The sequence below is a fragment of the Bosea sp. 29B genome (assembly GCF_902506165.1).
Taxonomy (GTDB): domain Bacteria; phylum Pseudomonadota; class Alphaproteobacteria; order Rhizobiales; family Beijerinckiaceae; genus Allobosea.
Genome location: NZ_LR733817.1, coordinates 736,004 through 754,712 on the forward strand (window position 1 = coordinate 736,004; position 18,709 = coordinate 754,712).

The 18,709-nt window shown below is 66.6% G+C and carries 16 protein-coding genes; 11 read left to right on the top strand and 5 right to left on the bottom strand.

The window, feature by feature from the left end; genetic code table 11:
- Positions 1-33: 33 nt before the first annotated feature.
- From GV161_RS03670 to GV161_RS03680, 3 genes are all read left to right on the top strand, one after another.
- The gene (locus GV161_RS03670; RefSeq protein WP_152011803.1) at positions 34-993 is read left to right on the top strand and encodes an ABC transporter permease; all 960 of its coding nucleotides are present in this window, start codon (positions 34-36) and stop codon (positions 991-993) included.
- A complete protein-coding gene (locus tag GV161_RS03675) occupies positions 959-1,900 on the top strand; it encodes an ABC transporter permease (protein ID WP_152011802.1) in 942 nt (313 codons plus the stop codon). Before GV161_RS03670 ends, GV161_RS03675 begins: the two co-directional genes overlap by 35 nt.
- 234 nt (positions 1,901-2,134) lie before the next feature.
- Positions 2,135-2,851, top strand: a complete 717-nt coding sequence (locus GV161_RS03680; RefSeq protein WP_152011801.1) for a response regulator — start codon at positions 2,135-2,137, stop codon at positions 2,849-2,851.
- 142 nt (positions 2,852-2,993) lie between these two features.
- Here the strand turns inward: GV161_RS03680 and rpiB are convergent, their stop codons facing one another.
- The 3 genes from rpiB to GV161_RS03695 form a co-directional block, all read right to left on the bottom strand.
- Entirely contained in the window at positions 2,994-3,443 is a 450-nt protein-coding gene (gene rpiB, locus GV161_RS03685; RefSeq protein ID WP_152011800.1) for a ribose 5-phosphate isomerase B, read from the bottom strand.
- A gap of 141 nt (positions 3,444-3,584) precedes the next feature.
- Positions 3,585-6,266 (bottom strand): ATP-binding protein, encoded by a 2,682-nt coding sequence (locus GV161_RS03690; protein WP_152011799.1) that lies wholly within the window; start codon positions 6,264-6,266, stop codon positions 3,585-3,587.
- Positions 6,263-7,258 (bottom strand): ABC transporter substrate-binding protein, encoded by a 996-nt coding sequence (locus tag GV161_RS03695; RefSeq protein ID WP_152011798.1) that lies wholly within the window; start codon positions 7,256-7,258, stop codon positions 6,263-6,265. Before GV161_RS03695 ends, GV161_RS03690 begins: the two co-directional genes overlap by 4 nt.
- A gap of 278 nt (positions 7,259-7,536) precedes the next feature.
- Between GV161_RS03695 and GV161_RS03700 the strand changes: the two genes are divergently transcribed.
- The 3 genes from GV161_RS03700 (at position 7,537) to hemC (ending at position 10,293) form a co-directional block, all read left to right on the top strand.
- Positions 7,537-7,797: a hypothetical protein gene (locus tag GV161_RS03700; protein WP_152011797.1), complete on the top strand. Its 261-nt coding sequence runs from the start codon at positions 7,537-7,539 to the stop codon at positions 7,795-7,797.
- Between the two features lie 179 nt (positions 7,798-7,976).
- Positions 7,977-9,062: a hypothetical protein gene (locus GV161_RS03705; protein ID WP_152011796.1), complete on the top strand. Its 1,086-nt coding sequence runs from the start codon at positions 7,977-7,979 to the stop codon at positions 9,060-9,062.
- 286 nt (positions 9,063-9,348) lie between these two features.
- Positions 9,349-10,293 (top strand): hydroxymethylbilane synthase, encoded by a 945-nt coding sequence (gene hemC / locus GV161_RS03710; RefSeq protein ID WP_152011795.1) that lies wholly within the window; start codon positions 9,349-9,351, stop codon positions 10,291-10,293.
- 134 nt (positions 10,294-10,427) lie between these two features.
- Here the strand turns inward: hemC and GV161_RS03715 are convergent, their stop codons facing one another.
- Positions 10,428-11,732, bottom strand: a complete 1,305-nt coding sequence (locus GV161_RS03715; protein ID WP_152011794.1) for an aspartate aminotransferase family protein — start codon at positions 11,730-11,732, stop codon at positions 10,428-10,430.
- A gap of 158 nt (positions 11,733-11,890) precedes the next feature.
- Here GV161_RS03715 and GV161_RS03720 point away from each other — a divergent pair, with 158 nt between their 5' ends.
- A complete protein-coding gene (locus tag GV161_RS03720; protein WP_152011793.1) occupies positions 11,891-12,703 on the top strand; it encodes a GntR family transcriptional regulator in 813 nt (270 codons plus the stop codon).
- A gap of 21 nt (positions 12,704-12,724) precedes the next feature.
- On the opposite strand, the gene GV161_RS03725 is transcribed toward GV161_RS03720, so the two are convergent.
- On the bottom strand, positions 12,725-14,275 hold the full coding sequence (locus GV161_RS03725) for an aldehyde dehydrogenase (RefSeq protein ID WP_152011792.1): 1,551 nt from the start codon (positions 14,273-14,275) through the stop codon (positions 12,725-12,727).
- Between the two features lie 176 nt (positions 14,276-14,451).
- Between GV161_RS03725 and GV161_RS03730 the strand changes: the two genes are divergently transcribed.
- From GV161_RS03730 to GV161_RS03745, 4 genes are read left to right on the top strand one after another with little or no spacing between them, the layout of a single operon-like run.
- The gene (locus GV161_RS03730; RefSeq protein WP_159650123.1) at positions 14,452-15,489 is read left to right on the top strand and encodes an ABC transporter substrate-binding protein; all 1,038 of its coding nucleotides are present in this window, start codon (positions 14,452-14,454) and stop codon (positions 15,487-15,489) included.
- A 27-nt stretch (positions 15,490-15,516) separates the two neighbouring features.
- The gene (locus tag GV161_RS03735; RefSeq protein WP_152011790.1) at positions 15,517-16,695 is read left to right on the top strand and encodes an ABC transporter permease; all 1,179 of its coding nucleotides are present in this window, start codon (positions 15,517-15,519) and stop codon (positions 16,693-16,695) included.
- Positions 16,696-16,698: 3 nt separating this feature from the next.
- On the top strand, positions 16,699-17,544 hold the full coding sequence (locus tag GV161_RS03740; protein WP_152011789.1) for an ABC transporter permease: 846 nt from the start codon (positions 16,699-16,701) through the stop codon (positions 17,542-17,544).
- An 8-nt stretch (positions 17,545-17,552) separates the two neighbouring features.
- Entirely contained in the window at positions 17,553-18,641 is a 1,089-nt protein-coding gene (locus GV161_RS03745; protein WP_152011788.1) for an ABC transporter ATP-binding protein, read from the top strand.
- The last annotated feature ends 68 nt before the right edge of the window (positions 18,642-18,709 follow it).

Here is an 18,709-nt window from a genome sequence, read left to right on the forward strand (position 1 = left end):
CTTTCGCGACACCCCGCTTCACGGGAATCCTTGATGGCGACTTATCTTCTGCGGCGATTGCTGATCGCCATACCGAGCCTGCTCGGTATCAGCCTGATCCTGTTCACGGTCCTGGCGCTGGCGCCGGGCGACCCGTTCTCGGAGATGGCGACCAACCCCAATGTCCCACCCGAGGTCCGCGAGGCGCTGCGCGCCAGCTTCGGCCTCAATGATCCGATCATGGTGCGCTATCTGCGCTGGCTCTCCGCCATGGCGCAGGGCGACTGGGGCTTCTCCTTCGCCAGCCGCATCAACGTCGACACCCTGATCATGCAGCGCGTGCCGACCACGCTCTTCGTCGTCGGCACCTCGCAGATCCTGGCGCTGTGCATCGCGCTGCCGGTTGGGATCTACGCGGCGACGCGGCCCTATTCGGTCTTCGACCAGATCGCCAACACGCTCGCCTTCGTCGGCTTCTCGCTGCCGACCTTCTTCACCGGCCTCCTCCTGATCCTGCTGTTCTCGATCAAGCTCGACTGGTTCCCCTTCGTCTACCGCTCCGACATCGCGGCTAGCGGCTGGCGCTGGTATTGGGAGATGTTCCGTCAGGCGATCATGCCGATAACAGTGCTCGGCCTGTTCCAGGCGGCGTCGTATACGCGTTATGTTCGCTCGGCCGTGCTCGACGTGATCCGGCTCGACTACGTCACGACGGCACGCGCCAAGGGCCTCAGCGAGAAGCGGGTCACGCTCCGGCACATCACGCGCAACGCGCTGATCCCGGTCGTGACGCTCGTCGCCCTCCAGATGCCGGCGGTCTTCGGCGGCGCCATCGTCACCGAGCAGATCTTCCGGATCCCCGGCATCGGCTCGCTGCTGATCGACGCGATCCTCGCCAACGACACCCCCGTGATCATGGCCGTGACCTTCGTCTTCGCCTGCCTGGTCGTCCTCTTCAACCTCATCGCGGATCTGCTCTATGGCTGGCTCGACCCTCGCATCTCCTTCGGCTGATCCGGCCGTGGGCAACGCCGGGGCGGCCGTATCGGTCTCGCCCGGACGTGAAACCTGGCGGCGCTTCCGCCGCCACAAGCTCGCCATGGCGAGCGCGCTCATCCTCGCCTTGCTGATCCTCGGCGTCGTCGTCGGCCCCTGGTTCTGGCCCATCCCGATCAACGACATCGACTTCTCGGCGCAGCTCCAGGGCCCGTCGCTGGCGCATCCCTTCGGCACCGACGATCTCGGTCAGGATATCCTGGCGCGGATGATGTATGGCGGGCGCATCTCGCTCGCGGTCGGCCTTGCCGCCATGGTGGTCGCGACCACCGTTGGTGTCTTGATCGGCGCCACGGCCGGCATGTCGCGCAAGATCGCCGACCCCGCGCTGATGTGGGTGACGGACCTGTTCCTGTCGCTGCCGCAGCTGCCGCTGCTGCTGCTCGTGATCTATCTGTTCCGCGAGCAGCTCAAGGCATTGTTCGGCGTCGAGGGCGGCGTCTTCATCCTGATCGTCGTCGTCATCGGCGGCCTGCGCTGGATGCCGGTCGCCCGGTTGGTCCGCGCGCAGTTCCTCTCGCTGCGCGAAAAGGAGTTCGTCGAAGCCGCCAAGGCTCAGGGCGCCACCAAATTCCGCCAGATGACGCGGCACATCCTGCCCAACGCCGTCGGCCCGGTCATCGTCGCCTCGACGATCGAGGTCTCCTCGGCGATCATTGCGGAATCGACGCTCTCCTTCCTCGGCCTCGGCTTCCCGCCTGATATCCCGACCTGGGGGCGCCTGCTCTTCGACGCCAAGGACCATCTCGACACCGCCCCGCACTGGGCGCTGTTCCCGGGCGCGGCGATCTTCCTGACCGTCCTGTCGATCAACTTCATCGGCGACGGCCTGCGCGACGCGCTGGACCCGCGCCGGGTGATCTGAGCGCGCGATACGACAACGCCAGGCCGGCAACCCGGCCTGGCAGCACATAGTCCTCATCTCCTCCGCCGTTCGCTGACGGAACTGACGGTGGATAGCCGGCCTCGCCTTTGACCGCGCGGTGAACAGCCGTCAACATCCGCAGACTCGATCGCTTGCGGCGTATCCGTCCCTGTAGAATCGTCCGCTCGGCCGAATCGCGCAAGAATCGGAGCGCCGACAGGGGAAGCAGAGCTGATGGATGCGACCTTCCGCGACCGGCTCGTCATCGTCGAGGACGACCCCGTCACCCGCACGGTCATCGCCGGCTATTTCACCGATCAGGGCTTCCAGGTCGAGGAGGCCGAGACCATCGCCCAGGCCAGGCAGGCGGTGCGACGCTTCAGGCCGGACCTGATCTTCATCGATGTCGTCCTGCCCGACGGCGACGGCCTGGAGCTAGCGCGAGAACTCCAGTCGTCCTCGGATGCGGGCATCATCTTCGTGACCCGGCGCGACGCCGATGTCGATCGCATCGTCGCGCTCGAGCTTGCCGGCGACCACTATGTCAGCAAGCCGGTCGACCTGCGCGACCTTCTCGCCAGGGCCCGCTCGCTGCTCCGCCGCCGCCGGACCGAACGCGACACGGCGCGCCGCAACACCGTGGCGATCTTTGGGCCGTTCACGATCGACCTGCTGCGCCGCGAGCTCGCAATGAATAACGGCGAGCCCATGCGCCTGACCCGCGGCGAGTTCGATCTGCTCGCCGCGCTGATCGAGAGCAACGGCCATCCCCTCAGCCGCGACTATCTGATCGAGGTCATCAGCAACCGCTTCACCGATGTCGACGCACGCAGCGTCGATGCTCTGGTCGCACGCCTGCGCAAAAAGCTCGGGGACACTGACAAGTCGGGGATCATCGCGACCGTCAGCGGCAAGGGCTACAAGATCGGCGTCCCCGTCGAGCGCATCTAGAGCCGGATCTGATCAGGTTGAATCGACCTGATCAGTGAATCCGTCTCTAAGCTTATGAGAGAGAACGCGTTATCCGATCAGATTGCGTTGCAATCTGATCGGCGCGTGCTCTAGCCGACTTCGAACGAAGCCGGGGACGGCGCTAGCTTTCCAGCGCCCCGATCATCTCCACCCGCGTCGCATGCCGGCCCCCCTCGAACCCGGTGTTCAGGAACGCATCGACGATGTCGAGCGCCAGCCCTTCACCGACGACGCGCGCGCCGATCGACAGCATGTTGGCGTCGTTGTGCTGACGGATCATGCGGGCAGAGAACGTGTCGGAGCAGACGCCGCAACGGATGCCCTTGACCTTGTTCGCCGCCATCATGATGCCCTGCCCGGTACCGCACAGGATGATCCCGAGCCGGCAGTCGCCGGAGGCGACAAGCCGTGCCGCCGCTTCACCGTGCTTGGGATAATGCGTGCTCTCGGGCGTCGTCGGCCCGATATCGATCACAACCCAGCCCTGCGCCGCAACATGAGCGGCTATGGCCTGGCGGAGCGGAATGGCGGCATGGTCGCTGGAGAGGACGACGCGGTTGCTGGCGGTCATGGCGAAGTCGTCCCTTTTCCGGATGCCGTCCGGCAGCCTGGGTTGGATCAGGCGCGTCTTGTCTCGTCCGCATCTTGTCTCGTCAATGCCTCAGACCTTCGCGGTCCGCCCGGATCGAAAAGCGCCCGAGGTCATCCGATCTCAAAATGCGTTAGCGGCCGCCGGTGCCTCGTCCTCCAGCCCGGCCAAGGCGTCCAGGGCGTCGCTGCGGGCCAGCCCGAGCGCCTCGACCGCAGCTATGAGCGCTTCAGGATCGGCTTTCGCCGCATCGCGTTCGAGCGCGCTCGCGAGGGCAAGGACCTGCCCGAGCCCGACCGCCCCGGCAGAGCTCCCCAATTGATGCGCCAGCCGCCGCAGCTCGCTCCGGTCTGACACCGGCAGGGCGGCCTGCATCTGGGTCAGGATCGCCCCGGACACGGTCGCGAACAGCACCACGAGCTGCCGCGTGCGCTCATGGCCGATCAGGCGGCGCTGCGTCCCGAAGAAGCCCGCGTCGACAGGCTGCTCGGCCGAAAGCGCCACGACCTGGCTCCGGCCACCGCGGCTGCTGCCGCGCCCGATCACCTGCAGCAGGGCAGCGGAGGTGATCGGCTTCGACAGAATCGTGGTCAATCCCGCCGCACGCATGCGCCGCATCGTCTCCGGCGAGACATCGGCCGTCAGTGCGACGATGCGCGGCTGCGCGATGCCGGTGATTTCGCGGATCGCCAGGGTGGTCTCGATGCCGTCGATCCCGGTCATGTGCATGTCGAGCAGCACGAGATCGAAGGAGCGCCGGCGCAGCGTCTTCAGCGCGGCTTCGCCGGAAGCGGCAGCCTGCACCTTGTGGCCAGCCTTGCCGACCATGAGCCGCGCGACCTCCCGCGTGACAGGGTCGTCGTCGACCACGAGGATCGTCTGCAATTGCCCCGTCGCCACCTCGCCTGGCCGGGCGGCAGCCTTGGCCGCCGTCACTGGCAGCCTGACCGAGAAGGTACTGCCCTGTCCTCTGGCGCTGACGACGGAGATCGAGCCGCCCATCAGCTCGGCCAGCTTGCTGCAGATCGCCAGGCCGAGCCCGACGCCACCATTGCGCCGCCCGGTTTCCGGATCGACCTGCACGAAATCCTGGAATATCTGCCGTTGCATGGCCGGATCGATACCGATGCCGGTATCGCGAACCGCCAATGTCAGTTCGAGGCCTTTCCCCGCCGAGGCGCGCTGCAATTCGGCCCCGAGCTCCACCTTTCCCGCTTCAGTGAAGCTGATCGCATTGCGCAGCAGGTTGACCAGGATGCGGTGGATCTTGCCGGCATCGCCGTGCAGGCGCAGCCCTTCGGGCGGCGAGCGCAGCGTGAGGACAAGGCCCTTCTGCTCGGCCGGTGGCCGCATCAGCGCCACCGCAGCGCCAAGGAGGGGGCCGAGGTCGAAATCACGCCGATCGAGCCCTTCCGTCCCGGCCTCCAGCCGCGACAGGTCGAGCGTCGCATTGGCGAGGTCGACCAGCGCTTCGCCCGAGGTCGCGGCCATGGCGACGAGGCGGCGGTCGCGCTGGCTCATGCGGCGGCGGTCGATCAGCTCGAGGACGCCGAGCACGCCGGCGAGCGGCGTGCGGATATCGTGCCCGACCACCGCCAGGAACCGGGATTTGGCCCGCGTCGCCTCCTCTGCCGTCTTCTGCCCGGCGGAGGCGAGCTGCAGTGCCTGTTCCAGGGCGGCGGTGCGTTCGGCGACCTTGTCCTCCAGCACGGCGCGGCTTTCCGCCAGGCGCCCGGCCATCACGTTGAACTGCTCGCCCAGCTCCTGCAACTCGTCGCCCGTGCGGATCGTGATCTGCGCCGCAAGCTCGCCGCGGCCGATTCGTGCAGCCCCCTCGCCGAGCGCCTTGATCGGCGCCACCAGCCTGCGGCTGAGCATGATGCCGGCCAGCACCGCGACCAGCAGGGCCACGAGCAGCACTGCAAGTGAACGCAGGATCGATGCATGGATCGGCGCGAACGCTTCGCTCTCCGGCAGGTCGATCACCACGTTCCAGTCGAGGTCCGGAACCGGCGCCATCACCGACAGGACGCGCCGGCCTTCGATATCCGTCACCGAAAGCCCGGCTCTGGCCGCTCCGGCAGCCTCATGTGCGTTCACAAGCGCGGCGAGATTGGTGTTGCGCAGCACGAAGCGCAGGTCGGGATGAGCGATCAGGCGCCCGGAGCGGGTGACGACATAAGCGCGGCCGGCCGCGCCGACCTTGAGGCGGGAGACCAACTCCCGGATGAAGACGAGATTGACGGTTGCCCGCGCGACCCAGTGCGGAGGCGACGCCGCCCGCTTGAGCAGCACCATGTGCGGTTCCGAGCCGCGCCGGAATTCGACCTCGCTGTAGAAACTGCCCTGTGCCAGGGCCGCCTGGAAGCCAGGATCAGCCGACCAGTCGGTGCCGCCATCCGCCCGATCGCGGGCGTAGCGCGACAGGAGGAGCTGCTCGCGCCCCACCGGGTCGATCTGGCGCAAATCGAGGACGGCGGGAACCTGCCGCATCAAGCGCAGGCCGTCGAGCCGGCGCTCTTCCGGCGAATTGCTGCTGGCGCCGCTTTGAGAGGCCCAGTCGAGATGCCCCATGATGTCGGCGACGAAAGCGCCGATCCTCTGGGCCGCCGCCCTGGCCTGCTCCTGCTGGACCCGGACCAGCAGGGCCCGTTGGTCCGAGAAGGCGAAGAAGGCCGCGATCGCCGTGTTGAGCCCGAGCGCAAGGCAGATCGCAAGGCCGACAAAGAGCGCATATTTGCGGGCGAGCTCGCCGCGCCGGCGTGGCATACCTTCCTGCCCTGCCGAACGATCCTGCTGCGTCACGACAGGATCCGTTGCGCACGGATCCGCAGCGAGGCCGGCAGGCTCAGCCCCAGGGCCGCAGCAGCCTTCTCGTTGATGACCAACTCGAAGCTGCGCGAGAATTGCACCGGCAGCTCTGCGACGTCGGCCCCGCGCAGGATGAGGTCGATATAGGAGGCCAGCATCTCGGCCGTCTCCTCGCGCGCCCCGGCATAGGACATCAACCCGCCCTGCAAGGTGAAGGTGTCGAACGGGTAGACGGCGGGCAGGGCCAGGCGCGCCGCAGTGGCAGTGCAGAGCGCAGCGTTTCGATAGGTGAAGCTGTCCGGCAGGAAGACCAGGCCGCCTCCCGCCCCCTTGCCGGCAAATCCCGCGATCCCGCTGTCGATCGCGGAAGGTTCGGTCACGTGGATCGTCTCGAAGGTTGGCCCGCCGCCCGTCGCCGCCGCCTGCAGGCGCGCGAGATAGGTCGCGCCGGCCGCCGGCGTCGAGTGAGGATTGAAGACCACGCCGATGCGCCGCGTCGCCGGCGCGATCTCGGTCAGGAGCTCGACCCATTTCTCCGACATGGCGGGGTCGTTGTTGCTGAAGCCCGTGGCGTTTCCGTCGGGGCGTTCGAGCGAGCGCACGAAGCCGCTCCCGACAGGATCGGAGGCCGTCCCGAACAGCACCGGGATCCGCCGGGTCTTCGCCAGCACGGCAGCGGTCTCGGCGCTGGAGCCGACGACGATGATGTCCGGGTTCTCGGCGACCACCTCGGCGGCGCCTCGGGCAAGGTCCGCCTCGCTCGTTTCCCAGACTCTCCAGCTGACCCGCAGATTCTTGCCTTCGACCCAGCCCCGCTCGGCCAGCAGCCGATAGAGCTCGGCCACGCGCGCGCTCACGATGGGGTGGTCGAGCGGCAGCCCGATCAACATCGAAATCCGTTTGGTCGGCTCGGCCGCGCGAGCCGACCGCCCCGATATCGCAAGGCCGCATGATGCCAGGGCAACCAGGAGGGAGCGGCGATGCATGCGGCGAACCAGATGAAGGAAGGAGCCGGCCGCTCCCTAGTGGATAATTTGCATGCTCCGCCTGTTCGCGTCGAGAGGAGATGGCCACGGTGGTTGCACGCGAAGCCCGAACGCAGCGGCGCACCGCTGCTTCGGAGCCGTCCGGCCGCTATCGAGGTCTCACCCGATTGGGTGACGCGCAGCGGCATCCCTCGAATGATGGTGGCGACGTTCCGCCGAGGCGCCCTTCGAGGAAAGAGGGGTGCGGCAAACGATGCGATCCGGCTCAGGGGATGCCGATGTTCTCGACGCAATTCTATGTCGTTGTCACCGCGGCTATCGCCCTGTCCACTCCAAGCTGGGCGCAGGATAGCAAGACTGCACATCAGACCGGCATGTCGATCGCGAAGAAGCGCGGCTATCCGAACCCGAACTGCTATGCCGACGTCTTCGCCAGCCATGCCGCCAAGAACGCCCAAGGCCAATGGAACGCCCCGACCGGCAAGGCTGCGGTCGGCTACAAGAACGAGCAGCAGACCAAGTGCGGAATTTCGATCTGAGGCCGCCTTCCGCTCCAATCGGAACCGAAGTCGCAGCACCATTCGCACCCGATACGAAGCCCTCCGTTCCTTTACGCATTGACTTGATCAAATATTACCCGACGTCACTATCACATGGCCGACCAGGAACAGTATCAACAACATGGCCGGGCGGCAGATAGCTCCGGCTCGAGCTGACGATGAACGACGAAATACTCCTGCGCGCTGAGACGATGCTTCTTGACGCGGCGACCGACCCCGACGCCTGGCAGGCGGCGCTCGAAATGATGGCTCGCGCCACCGGCTCGAAGGGTGCAGCCCTCTTCACCGTAGAAGGACACGGCCCGCTCATTCTGCCGACAGAGGGAGCGGGCGAGCTTGCCGAACGCTACGTCAAGGACGGCTGGCATCAACGCGATTTCCGCCATGCCGGCGTGCCATTGATGAAGCAGCGCGGCATCATGGTCGATCAGGACTTCGTCGCACCGGATCGAATGGCCCGGCTAGACTTCTATGCCGACTTCCTGCGCCCGCTGGGTTTCGGCTGGTTCGCCGGGCTACGCGTCACCACTGGCGACGACCTGTGGTGCCTGACCTTCCAGCGCGGCGAGGACGCAGGAGCTTATCTCGCGGAGGAGCAGCTTCGCCTGGCCCGCCTAGGGGATGTCGCCTCCCGCGCGGCGACCATCGCCCGGCGGCTCGAGTTCGCCAGGCTCGACGGCGCGGTCGACGCCGCCAATGCAATGACGGGTGCCTGCCTGTTCATCGACAGGTTCTGCCGGGTCGTCAGAATGACCGACGCAGCCGGGCGCATGGTCGGCAAGGTTTTTCAGCTTCAGCAGGGACGCGTGCGCCTGCCGCACGGCAGCGCAATGCTCGACCGGCACCTCGCTGCATCGGTCTGGCCAGATCTCGCTCCGGACGCTGCCGCGTTGCGACCGGTAACGATCCCCCGCCCTGGCAAGAGACCTCTGATCTTCCACGCGCTTCGCCTGCGAGGAAACGCGCTCGGCTTCCTAGCCCCCGCGTTCGCAATGGTGACAGTTAAAGATCTGGAAGAAACCTCTCGACCCGACCTGGCAACATTCGGACAGCACTATCAGCTGACGCCGTCCGAGACGCGGGTGGCTCAAGCGATCATCGAGCGGCATGGGGTTGTCGAGGCGGCCGCAGCGCTCGGCATCTCCCACGAGACGGCAAGGACCCACGCGAAAGCGCTCTATGCCAAGACGTCGACGGCGAACCAGGTCGAACTCGTCGGCCTCATCGCGCGGTTTCGGCAATGAGGTTTGCCCCCGAAGACGGCGCGACCTGCTTTGGGTTGGGACCCGAGTCGGTCCACGCCCGAAGGCTTGATTGTTAGTGCATGGTCCGCCGCGCTGCCAGTACGGAAAGCTGTCTCAACCGCGCCATCAAGGGCACCATCCACCCGGTTTCCGGCCCTGACGGCCTGGCGGAGAAGCGCATCTTCGAGCCCCCGAGCCGGCGAATCTGCCGCACTTTCACTCCGGGATCGCAACTGCTAGACGGGGGCCGATCGCGCGTGCACGGCGCAAACAGGTTACACGAATTATGCTTCTTCGCGTTGGCACCCGCCGCAGCCCCCTTGCCATGACGCAAACCAACTTTGTAATTGGTTCAATTCAGGCATTGCATCCGCACATCGAATTCGAGATCTGCCCGATTTCCACGGTCGCCGATCGCGACAGGGTCTCCGAGTTCCACCAGTTCGGCATGATCGGCGTCTTCACGACCGAGCATGAGGAGCAATTGCTCCGCAAGGACGTCGATTTCGTCGTCCATTCCCTCAAGGATCTGCCGACCCTCCTTCGTGACGGACTCGTCCTGGCGTCAGTGCCCAAGCGCGAGGATCCGCGCGATGTCCTGTGTGGCTCGGCGCTCGAAGACCTGCCGGAAGGTGCGCGGGTCGGAACCGGCTCGCTGCGCCGCCGCGCGCAGATCCTCAGCCTGCGGCCCGACGTCACCGTCGTTCCCATCCGCGGCAACATCGGCCCGCGGCTCGCCAAGATCGAAGGTGACGATGCGCTCGACGCCGTCATCCTGGCCCATGCCGGGCTGGAGCGGCTTGGTCTCGGGAGCAAGTCGTCGGCATTCCTCGACCCCGTCGCGTTTCCCTATGCCGTCGGCCAGGGCGCGCTGGGCATCGAGGCGCGCGGCGAAGATACCGAGCTGGTCGAGATCCTGCGCTCGATCGAGTGCCGCAAGACCAGGGCCGAGGTCGATGCCGAGCGCGAGATGATGCATGCGCTCGGGGCCGGCTGCAGCCTGCCCGTCGGCGCCGTCTGCAACTGGCAGGACGAGCGGCTGAGCCTGCAGGCCCAGATCACCTCGCTCGACGGCCATGAACGGGTCGTCGCGACGCAGGACGAGCCGGGAGAGCAGGCGAAGGAGCTCGGTCTCGCCGTCGCCGAAACGCTGAAGATCCGCGGCGGCGAGAAGATCCTGCAGTCGAGCTACCGGGAATTCTGCAGCCACTTCAAGATGCTGCAGTCCTGAGAGCCTGAGCGAAAAATCATCGATCCCTCATCCTTCGAGACGGCCCTTCGGGCCTCCTCAGGGCGAGGGCTGCAGGTCTGAACAGATTTTGAGACGGCTGCAGCGCCCGCCGAACGCGCTGCGACCAGGCCGTCTCACGCGGCCGTCGACTGCGCCAGCGTCTTCATCGCGGCCGCGATCGCCGCCTCGGTCGCCTCGATATCGGCCAGGCTGTGGGCGGATGACAGGTAGCAGAGACCGCGCGGCAGAGTCATCACCCCCTGCCTGAGCAGGGCGCCGGTGAACACCAGCGTCTTGTCCTTGTCGACCTTCGCCGTGTCGCGCAACGTCTCGACCGGCCCGTTGGCGGCGAAGATCTGCAACGCCGCCCCGGCCTGGCGCGCCCGGACCGGAACGCCGCGACGCGCGGCCTGATCGTTCAGGAACCCGCATAGCCGCGCCGCGAATCCGTCCATGCGCGGATAGATCTCCCCGCGCTCAGCCTGCAGCACCTTGAGGCAGGCGATCGCAGCCGCCACCGAAAGCGGGTTGCCGTTGAAGGTGCCGCGATGCATCAGCCGGCCACTCGACAGAACCTCCATCGCCGCACGGCTGCCCGAGACCGCACTGATCGGCAGGCCGGCGCCAAGCGCCTTGCCGAGCACGCTGATATCGGGCGTCACGCCATAGCGTTCCTGCGCACCGCCGAGGGCGAGGCGGAAGCCGGTGATCACCTCGTCGAAGATCAGCAGCGCGCCACAGCGCTGCGTCGCCGTCCGCAGCCGCTCCAGGAAGCCGGCAGGCGGCTCGAAGCAACCGCCATTGATCGCGGCCGGCTCAACGATGACCGCGGCGAAGCTGGAATCGAGCACCGCCTCGACCTGCTCGGCATCGCCCCAATCCAGCAGCGTCACGCTCTGCGCCGCCTGCGGATCCTGGCCGAGCGCCGAGGCGCCGTCCTGCCCGATCGCATTGCCGACATGGATGCCGTCGGCCCAGCCATGATAATTGGCCCGGAACTTGATGATCTTGACGCGCCCCGTCGCAGCGCGCGCGACGCGCAAGGCGAGCTGGATCGCCTCGGTGCCGGTGCTGACGAAGCTCGTCTGCTCGGCCGAAGGCACGCAAGCCGCGATCAGCTCGGCCAGCTCCGCCTCACCCCTGTGCACGCTCGCGGTCCGCAGGCCGCGGCCGAGCTCGTTCTGGACGGCGGCGATCACTGACGGAGGCGTATGGCCCAGGATCAGCGGGCCATAGCCGAGCGCATAGTCGACGAAGCGGTTGCCGTCGACATCGACGACATGAGCGCCTTCGCCGCGCTCGATAGTGATCGCAACCGGATTCTGCGTTGCGCGCGGAGTCGAGGACACGCCATAGGCGAGATGGGACAGCGCGCTCTTGCGATGCGCATAGGAGCCGACAAAGCGCGTGCGGTCTGCGGCGTCGAGGCTGTCACTCATCACTTGTCTCACATAGGTGTCAATTGGGCGTCAAAGGCAGCAAATAAGTATCAATGATATAAACATAATACAACATACTTCCGCGAGCAGCCGGCCTGATTGGTATTCCAGACCATACATGCTAGCGATTCCCCACGACGAATCCGGGAAGGCAATCCATGGCGAGACCGCAGACGGGTACGGCGGCTGAGCGGCCTTCGTCGGAACGGGATGTCATCCCGCTCTATCACCGCGTCTACGTCATGCTGCTTCAGAAGATCATGGACGGCTCCTATCCGCAGGGCTCCCCGATCCCGAGCGAGGACGACCTCGCCGAGACCTTCAGCGTGTCGCGCGTCACCATCCGCAAGGCGATGGAGAGGCTGGAGCGCGAGGGGCGCGTCCTGCGCCAGCGCGGTCGCGGCACCTTTCCGCTGACGCCGGCGAACGAGGCGGGCGAGCCCGCAAGCCAGCTGCTCAACAACCAGATCTCCCTCGCCCGCAAGACGAAGATCGCCTTGCTCGCCTATGATTTCGTCCGGCCCTCGCCCTTGCTCGCCCAGACCTTCGAGATCGCCGATGGCACGGAGCTCTTGCGGATCGAGCGCGTCCGGGGCGACGAGCGCTCGCCGATCTCGCACACGCTCTGCTACCTCCCCGCCGACCTCGCTCCGCTGGTGCCGCGCACCGCGATCTCCTCGCTGCCGGTCTCCGCCACGCTCGCCGCAGCGGGCGTCAAGCTCGCCCGCTTCGAAGAAAAGATCACGGCCGTGCTCGCCGATTCCGATGTGGCGCCGCATCTCGACGTCGCGATCGGCACGCCGCTGGTGGCGATGACCCGCCATGTCCGCGACGAGGACGGACGCCTGATCGAGTTGCTGCAGGCGCTCTACCGGCCCGATCGTTACGAATACCGCGTGCAGTACTCGATCGACGGCCAGAATCTCGGCACGCCCTGGAAGGCGATGATCACCGACAGCGGCGCCGCCTAGGACGCCGCTGCCAGTTTCGCGTCAGCGCCGGATGAACGGGTTCGGGATGTCCGTCGCCGTCGAGATCCAGACGCTCTTGGTCTCCATGTACTCCCTGATGCCGGCAATGCCGCCCTCGCGGCCGACACCGCTCATCTTGAAGCCGCCGAAGGGCGAGGTCGTGCTGGTCGAGCGGTAGTTGTTGACCCAGACCGTTCCGGCGCGGACCCGGTTCGCCATGGTCAGTGCCCGGCGCATCGACTGCGTCCAGATGCCGGCAGCGAGGCCGAACTGCGTGTCGTTGGCGATGCGGACCGCCTCGTCCTCGTCCTTGAAGCGGATCACCGACAGGACCGGGCCGAACACCTCCTCCTGGGCGATACGCATGCTGTTCTTCACGTCGACGAAGATGGTCGGCTTGAAGAAGAGTCCCTTCGGATAGCCCGGCACCGAGGCCGGCTCGCCGCCGGCAACAAGGCGCGCGCCCTCGGATTTGGCGATCTCGACATAGGACTTGATCTTCTCAAGCTGCGGCCTGGTCGAGATCGGCGCGACCTGCGTTGCCGGATCGGAGGGGTGGCCGAACCTGACATCGGCGATGAAGGCCTTGAGCTGCTCGACGAAGGCGTCGTGGATCGTGTCCTGTACCAGAAGGCGCGAGCCGGCGACGCAGGTCTGGCCCGAGGCCGCGAAGATGCCGGCGACAGCGCCCTTCACCGCCTGGTCGAGCTCGGCATCGTCAAAGATAATGTTCGGCGACTTGCCGCCGAGCTCCAGCGTCACTCGCTTCATGTGGCGGGCGGCCTTCTCGTTGATCATCCGCCCGGCTTCGGGGCCACCGGTGAAGGCGATGCGCTCGACCAGCGGGTGGCTGATCAGCGCGTCGCCGACCTCGGCGCCATAGCCGGTGATGACGTTGACGACACCCTTGGGGAAACCGGCTGCCTCGACCAGCTTGACGAATTCGAGCAGCGAGGCCGAGGTGAACTCGGACGGCTTCAGCACGACGGTGCAGCCGGCCGCCAGCGCCGGCGCCAGCTTCAGGCTGGTCAGCGGCAGCGGCGAGTTCCACGGCATGATACAGGCGACGACGCCGATCGGTTCCGGCTTGGTGTAGTTGAACACGCCGGGCTTGTCGGTCGGGATCACCGTGCCTTCGATCTTATCGGCCAGGCCGCCATAGTAGTAATAATAGTTCGCCATATAGCGCATCTGCATCGACAGCTCGGCGTAGAGTTTGCCGTTGTCGCGCATCTCGACCCGCGCCAGCCAGTCGGCGTTCTCGGTGATGAGGTCGCCGAGCTTGCGCATCAGCGCGCCGCGGCCCGAAGCCGACAAAGCCGGCCAGGCTCCTTCGGAGAAGGCGCGATGCGCCGCGGTGACCGCCTGCTCGACGTCGGCGGCATCGCCCCGCGCCACCCAGGCCCAGTCCTCGCCCGTCACCGGATCCGAAGTCTCCAGCCAGGCATTGCTCGCCGGATCGACGAAGGCGCCGTCGATATAGTGCTGATAGCGATAGCGCTGGTCCGAATCCTGCTGGGTCGGGCGGATTGCGGGCGAGATCGGATCGAGCGAAAGCGTGGCTGCGGTCATCGGAGGTCCCTGGAGAGCACGGCGTCGGGTAGCCGTTGACAGATATGTATCATCATCATATCAAAAATACCAATACGCTTGTCACGCGGGTGGCTGGCGGCTTAACGCGGCAGCGCGACTGCCGTCGACGGCCGTCGAAATCCGGGCTTGATATCCATAAGAACGAGGGGATGAGCATGAAGACGACGAGATTTGCCTGCGCGGGACTGTTCGCGCTCGGGCTGGCCGCTGCAGCGGCTCCCGCTTTGGCGCGCGACCTGATGGTGGTCGGCTTCGGCGGCGGCTTCCAGGACAATGCCCGCAAGCACCTGTTCCAGGGCTATGCCGCCGAGAAGGGCATCAAGGTCGCCGACGACGTCTACAATGGCGAGATGGCCAAGATCTATTCGATGGTGAAGTCGAACGACGTCACCTACGACGTGATCATGGTCGAGGCGCCCGAGCTCGCCCGCGGCTGCGAGGACGGCGTCTTCGAGAAGCTCGACTGGAGCGTCATCGACCAGAAGAAGTTCATCCCCGGCGGTACCACCGCCTGCGGCGCGGGCGCCGTCGGCTGGGGCGTCAGCCTGTTCTACGACCAGGCCCGTAACCCCACCGGCCCGGCCAACTATGCCGAGCTCTGGGATGTCCAGAAGTTCCCCGGCAAGCGCTCGCTGCGCTCTGGCGCCAAGATGACGCTGGAGATCGCCCTGCTCGCCGACGGCGTGCCGGCCGCCGATGTCTACAAGGTGCTGGCCACGCCGGACGGGCAGAAGCGCGCCTTCGCCAAGCTCGACCAGATCAAGCCGCATGTCGTCTGGTGGAAGTCGGGCACGCAGCCGCTGCAGCTCGTCGGCTCGGGCGAAGCCGCCTATGCGGTCGGTTATGTCGGGCGCACGATCCGCGCCAATGAGGGCGGCGCCAAGTACCCGGTGCAGTGGAACACGCTGCTGTTCTCGTTCGACTACTGGACGGTGGTACGCAACTCGCCGAACAAGGCCGAGGGCATGAAGCTGATCAGCTACATGACCGACGAGAAGCCGCTGACCAGCCTGGCGCAGGACTGGGCGGTGTCGCCGGCCAACACCGCCGTTGCCAACAACCCCGAGGTCATCAAGAAGAACCCCGGCATGGTCGCCAACCACGCCAAGGAAGGGCTCTTCATCAACACCGAGTTCTGGGTCGAGCACGGTGAGGATCTCGAGGCCCGCTTCAACGCCTGGCTGGCGAAGTAAGCCGTCGCGCGGGCACGGGGACTCGGCATGTCACGACGGAACCTGCTGGCGGCGGCGCTGATCGCGCCCCTCCTGCTCCTGGTCACGCTGAGCTTCCTCGTCCCGCTCGGGGCAACGCTCTATCGGGCGGTCGACGATTCCGAATTTTCGACCGCCCTGCCCCGCACCGCGACGCTTCTGCGCGCCTGGGACGGCAACGACCTGCCGCCCGACGAGGCCTTCGCCGCCATCGTCGAGGAACTGCGGACCGCGCAGCAGAACCAGGAGGCCGGGGCCGTCCTCAGCCGCCTGAACTTCGAGGAGACCGGCCTGCGCAGCCTTTTGCTGCAGGCCGCCCGCGCCTCGGCGCGCCTGGCTCCGCCGGTAAAGGACAGCCTGATCGCGCTCAATCCACGCTGGGGCGAGCCTGAGCTCTGGCGGATGTTCAAGCGCGCGACCGGCCCCTGGACCTCGCTCTATCTGCTGCGCTCGCTCGATATGCGGCCGACCGACAAGGGCATCGTCCATGCCGGTGCCGAGGATGCTGTCTTCCTGCCGCTGTTCTGGCGCACCTTCGAGATCAGCCTGATCGTCACGGTGATCTGCGCGCTGCTGGCCTATCCGGTCGCCTACACCCTCTCGATCCTGCCGCAGGGCTGGGCCAATGCCGGGATGATGCTGGTGCTGATCCCGTTCTGGACCTCGATCCTGGTGCGGACGACGGCCTGGTTCATCATCCTGCAGCGCGAGGGACCGATCAACGCGCTGCTGCTCGCCTTCGACATCGTCAACCAGCCGCTGACGATGATCTTCACGCGCTTCGCCGTCTATCTCGCCATGGTCCATGTGCTGCTGCCCTTCGCCATCCTGCCGCTCTACGGCGTGATGAAGGGGATCAAGCCGGACTATATGCGCGCCGCCGCCTCGCTCGGCGCGCCGGGCTGGCGCCGCTTCCTGCGCATCTATCTGCCGCTGACCATGCCCGGCGTCGCCGCGGGATCGCTGATGGTGTTCATGCTCTCGGTCGGCTTCTACATCACGCCCGCTCTGGTCGGCGGCTCCGGCGACCAGATGGTCAGCTACTTCATCGCCTTCTTCACCAACACCTCGGTGAACTGGGGCATGGCCGCCGCGCTGGCGACGCTGCTGATGACGATGACCGCGCTGCTCGTCATCGTCGCGCGGCTGATCGTGCCCGGCTTCCGCTCCGGCAATGTGAAGGTCTGAGCGATGGCCGGCACCGCTTCCTCCTCCCCTGCACGCAAGCTCTCGGCCGGACGCCTCGCGCTGGCGCTCGCCACGGCCCTGATCCTGCTCTTCCTGGTGGCGCCGATCGTCGTCGTCTTCCCGCTCTCGCTCTCCTCGGGCGAATTGCTGGTGCTGCCGACGCCGGGCTACTCGCTGCGCTGGTACGAGGACTTCTTCAGCTCCAGCCGCTGGCTCAGCGCCACCTGGAACAGCTTCGTCGTCGGCATCGCCACCATGATCCTGGCGACGCTGCTCGGCACCCTCGCCGCCTTCGGCATCTTCCTCGGCCGCTTCCCCGGCAAGGCTTTGCTGCTCGCCATCCTGTCGCTGCCGATGGTGACGCCGGTCATCGTCACGGCGATCGCCATGTATTTCTCGCTGTCGCTTGTCGGCCTCGGCTCGACGCTAACCGGCCTGATCCTCGCCCATACCGTGCTGTCGGTGCCCTTCGTGCTGCTGACGGTGCTGGCCTCGCTGCAGACCTTCGACCAGAACCTGCTGCGCGCCGCCGCCAGCCTCGGCGCCAATCCGGCGATCGCCTTCCGCCGCGTCGTGCTGCCGCTGATCGCGCCGGGCGTGGCGACGGGCGCGCTCTTCGCCTTCGCCACCTCCTTCGACGAGCTGATCGTGGCGCTGTTCATCGCCAGCCCCGGCCAGTTCACGCTGCCGCGCCAGATGTATGCCGGCCTGCGCGAGTTCCTGAGCCCGACCATCGCCGCCGCCGCCGTGCTGCTGATCCTCTTCTCGGTGCTGCTGCTGGCCCTGAACGAATTCATCCGGAAGCGCGCCCAGGCCCGCGGGGCCTCTCCCTCCGGACCGACCGCATGAGCCCGAGCATGAGCGACCCCATCATCGTCTTCGACAAGGTCACCAAGAGCTATGACGGCGCGACGCAGGTCGTGAAGTCGCTCGACTTCGCGGTCGAGCGCGGCGAGTTCGTCACGCTGCTCGGCCCTTCCGGCTCGGGCAAGACCACGACGCTGATGATGCTGGCCGGCTTCGAGGATCCCTCCGGCGGCACCATCACCTTCGACGGCCGCCCGCTGAACAACGTCCCCGCCCATCGGCGCGGCATCGGCGTGGTCTTCCAGAACTATGCGCTGTTCCCGCATATGAGCGTTGCCGCCAACCTCTCCTTCCCGATGGAGATGCAGAGCGTCGGCCGGGCTGAGCGCGAGGAAAGGGTTCGCGGCGCGCTCGACATGGTCAAGCTCGGCCATCTCGCCGACCGGCGGCCGACGCAGCTCTCCGGCGGCCAGCAGCAGCGCATCGCCTTGGCGCGGGCGCTGGTCTTCCGGCCCAAGCTCGTGCTGATGGACGAGCCGCTCGGCGCGCTCGACAAGCAATTGCGCGAGCACATGCAGCTCGAGATCAAGCACATCCACGAGCAGCTCGGCGTCACCGTGGTCTACGTCACCCATGACCAGGGCGAGGCGCTGACCATGTCGAACCGCGTCGCCGTCTTCCATCATGGCCGCATCCAGCAACTGGCGCCGCCGACCGAGATCTACGAGAAGCCGGCCAATGCCTTCGTCGCCTCCTTCATCGGCGAGAACAACAAGCTCGACGGCACCATTGCCGAGCGCGACGGCGCCCAATGCCGCCTGCGCCTCTCCGATGGCAGCGAGGTCCACGCCATGGCGGGCACCGATCTGCCGGTCGGCGCACCCGCCGTGCTGGCGCTGCGGCCCGAGAAGGTCCTGATCGGCCCGGCCGCCGCCGGCGAGAACCGCTTCGACGCCGTGATCGAGGAACTCGTCTATTACGGCGACCATACCCGCCTGCGCCTGCGCCTCGGCAGCTCCGACAGCTTCACCGCCCGCCTGACCTTCCGCGACGGGCTGCCCGCTCTGCAGCGCGGCGAGCGCATCCCGGTCGGCTGGGCGACGGCGAACTGTCTCGTGCTCGGCCCCGAAGAGACCTGACGGCCGACTCTGGCCGCTCTTGCTAAAACATATTAAGTAGCATACTTAATACAAATAGATGCGCGGCG